Raw genomic sequence first — 3,006 nt, forward strand, 5'->3', positions numbered from 1 at the left:
AGGACTATCGGAAACGCATTGCAAAATTACATTACCCGGCTCTTTATAACGCCCGCATGACCAGTTTTTCGGCGAAGCCGAAAAATCTGTGTCCATGCGATTGTTATGCATTCTGCTTTGATATATAACTTATCGAAAATCGATCCAAATTTTGTGTTATAACTACCTCTGGTAAATCAATAACATCACCAAGTGGATTACAACAATTTTGATTTTTAATTAACCAAAGTGGTTGAACAAAATTATCATTATATATGCTTAGGCTTGGTGCGTATAAAAATGCGCTTATATTTCCGAGATTATTTTCATTTATAAGCAATTTTGTAACTGGATTTCCATTATTCTTGAACACTTGATTACTTTTTTCAAAAGCAACTTTTTTAGACGTTCCATTTACACAAATATACTCATTACCAATCGGAGATAAACTTCGTATCAAATAGCCTACCGGACCTAGTACTGGATCAGGTATGGCTGTAATAGGGATTTTTGCTGATGTAATTGCAATTATATTTATGTCTGTTTCTAAAATGACTTTTTCAGATATATATTTTTCAATTTTTTCTTTTTTATCATAGATTGCTTTAAGATATCGAACCTGGATTTCGGAAGGCGAAATATCACCAGAAAAAAAGTCTTCATCAATACCTGAGATTTGACCGTTATTTTTTATTGAATTTTTGTTGTTTATTTCACCAGAAGAGACTGTTACAGCTTCAATGTTTATTTTTCTTGAGTTTGTATTGATAATGAAATCTGGACCTACTTTTCTAGTTTTTTCCGCAAATTCCAGGTCTTTATCTTTCAGCGCCTTAAAAAGACACATTTCCCATATATGATCGATAAAATTTTCGCTTAATTGTTTATCAAAATTCTGATCTGCAAATAGTTCGTAATCTTTCCAAATATCTTCAATATATTTCCTTATATTCCCATTTTGGTCTCTGATTTGACTATAAAGTTCATCATGCGATTTTTCTTGGGAAAATAGCTTTATTTGCTTCATATGCAATTAATTAAATATTTCGTAAATTTCATAGACCGTCTTTGTTATTTGCTTGAGCTTCCTGCATTTTCTTGATGATATCATATTGAGTTGGGGAAATATATGCCAAGATTAAATTCCATTTTTGATTGAAACTCAGTACTAAGTATATTGCACCTCCCTCTTTGAATTCCCATACGCTTTTAAGTGGTGCAGAATTTTGTAAGTTTTGTATGGATAACATTGAAGGGCGTTCATTTAATTTATCGATAGAATTTGATTCAATAGGAGTGCCATAGAGAGAAGTTAATTTCTGGATAAGATCAACGTAAGCATTTACATGTTCCTGTGGATTTAGTAATCCAAAAGTAAACTCTTCTTGATTTAATGAGAAGGAGTAAGTACCTGCGATTATCCCAGCTTTACCTATTTCAATTTCCATAATTGCGTCATATCCTGCAACGTTTATTGATTCATATGAAAGTGTAACCTCTCCAAACATTTGTTTTTGGTCTGAAGTAGTTCTTTTAGAGGGGGAACCTTCTTTCTCAATTATTTGACTCTCTGAAGAATTCCAAAGTAATCCACGAAAGGTAAAATCTTGAGCAATAGCGGAATCTATTACAATTAAGTTGAGAAAAATTATTATAATATTTCTTAACATATTTATTTCCTCCAATGCTGATTCAGAACAACAATAGTTTTTTAAATATATCAAATTTGCAAATCACCTTGCTGGATATGCATAACGACCATTTGAGCTGTGAGCCGTAATTGGCGCACTTTGTGCCGAGCGAAGCGAAATGCACAAAGTGTGACAATAGGCGAATCAGCTCGAAATGATTGTTATGTGGATTTCATTATTCTTCGTTTAATTGAATTTGCATAGCGCTCACAACTCCGTCCTGGATGTCCAATAATAATGTATATGAATTCCCGGAATGATCGCTAATTATAAAATCCATCACACTAACCTCGTCCTGCATATCCAAATGATTTTGAAGAATGTAAATCGAAGTTAATCTCGAGATTACATCATTGTGGAATTGCGTTCTGAATGGTATGCCCAAATTTGATAATACTTCACTCACTGAAGAGCCAATTAATTGGTTATCGAAAATTTGTATCTCCGTCGAAGTAATTGTAATTGCTTGTAAAGTGGCGCTATAGCGATATCTAATTACTTTGAATATTCCGAAATCAAAAATCAATTCATCATATTCTGGTTTATTCGGATCTGAATAAGCAATAGTTTCTTTTGTTGGATCAATTTTAATGAAATTGGACAATTGTATTTCAGTAATCTTTAATGGAAATTGTTTCGAATTATATTCTATGAAATTGTCTCGAACAATAATTGGGTACTGCTCTATTGCAGTTTGACTGATTGCATCTGTAATTTCTGTAAGAGTACCAATTGAAAAATCTCCATGATTGAGTCCCAATACGATTATTTCTGGATTGATAATCACGCCGTTATATTTAAGTTGATATTTTATCCCTCTATGTCGAACAACTCTATGGTTGCTTGATAAACCGATTTCTTGTCCTTTTGAAATGAAATCCTGATAATCAACATTGATTTCTGTTAAATCAGTTAAAACACTCTCAAAGCCATTTGTATGATTAATAGTAACTTCGAAAAAATCTGTATTTTGAATATTATATTCTGCAATTCTAGTAATAATTCCTCTACCCGGAGAGATGACGTGAAGTGGATTGCTTAATGAGGTATTTAAAATGACTAATGAGGAAGAATAATATGCTTGGCTTGTTTCAAGAGATCCAAAGATTTGCTGTGCTTGGTTCCCAATCGTAAATTCGATTCTTGCATCGTTGATATTTTGAATTGGGAAAGTATCTGGTAAAGTAGAATCAGCGAAAATTGGTGAATTTATTATTAATATTATTGAAGCTAAGCACAAAATACTATTTAGGTTCATTTTTCTTCCGTTTTAAAAAAATTCCACATAACGCGCGCTTAACCTGCGGAGCGAAAGTGGCGCGGTTTTTGCCAAGAA

Annotated in this window: 3 protein-coding genes; all 3 read right to left on the reverse strand. The window is 32.7% G+C overall.

Annotation, left to right across the window (positions count from 1 at the left end):
* Positions 1–103 precede the first annotated feature (103 nt).
* Positions 104–1,006 (reverse strand): hypothetical protein, encoded by a 903-nt coding sequence (locus DC28_RS02095; protein WP_037545246.1) that lies wholly within the window; start codon positions 1,004–1,006, stop codon positions 104–106.
* 28 nt (positions 1,007–1,034) lie between these two features.
* Positions 1,035–1,649, reverse strand: a complete 615-nt coding sequence (locus DC28_RS02100) for a hypothetical protein (RefSeq protein WP_037545247.1) — start codon at positions 1,647–1,649, stop codon at positions 1,035–1,037.
* Positions 1,650–1,845: 196 nt separating this feature from the next.
* Positions 1,846–2,928 carry a peptidoglycan DD-metalloendopeptidase family protein gene (locus DC28_RS02105; protein ID WP_037545249.1) on the reverse strand — a complete coding sequence of 361 codons (1,083 nt, stop codon included), beginning with the start codon at positions 2,926–2,928 and terminating at the stop codon, positions 1,846–1,848.
* Between the last annotated feature and the right edge of the window lie 78 nt (positions 2,929–3,006).

Origin of the sequence: Spirochaeta lutea, from assembly GCF_000758165.1 — a bacterium.
In the GTDB taxonomy this organism is placed as follows: Bacteria; Spirochaetota; Spirochaetia; order DSM-27196; family Salinispiraceae; genus Spirochaeta_D; species Spirochaeta_D lutea.

What these genes read in the sequence shown, in the direction of transcription:
- DC28_RS02100 (WP_037545247.1), bottom strand. Translation starts at nt 1,649, where the DNA reads ATGTTAAGAAATATTATAATAATTTTTCTCAACTTAATTGTAATAGAT.
- DC28_RS02105 (WP_037545249.1), bottom strand. Translation starts at nt 2,928, where the DNA reads ATGAACCTAAATAGTATTTTGTGCTTAGCTTCAATAATATTAATAATA.
- DC28_RS02095 (WP_037545246.1), bottom strand. Translation starts at nt 1,006, where the DNA reads ATGAAGCAAATAAAGCTATTTTCCCAAGAAAAATCGCATGATGAACTT.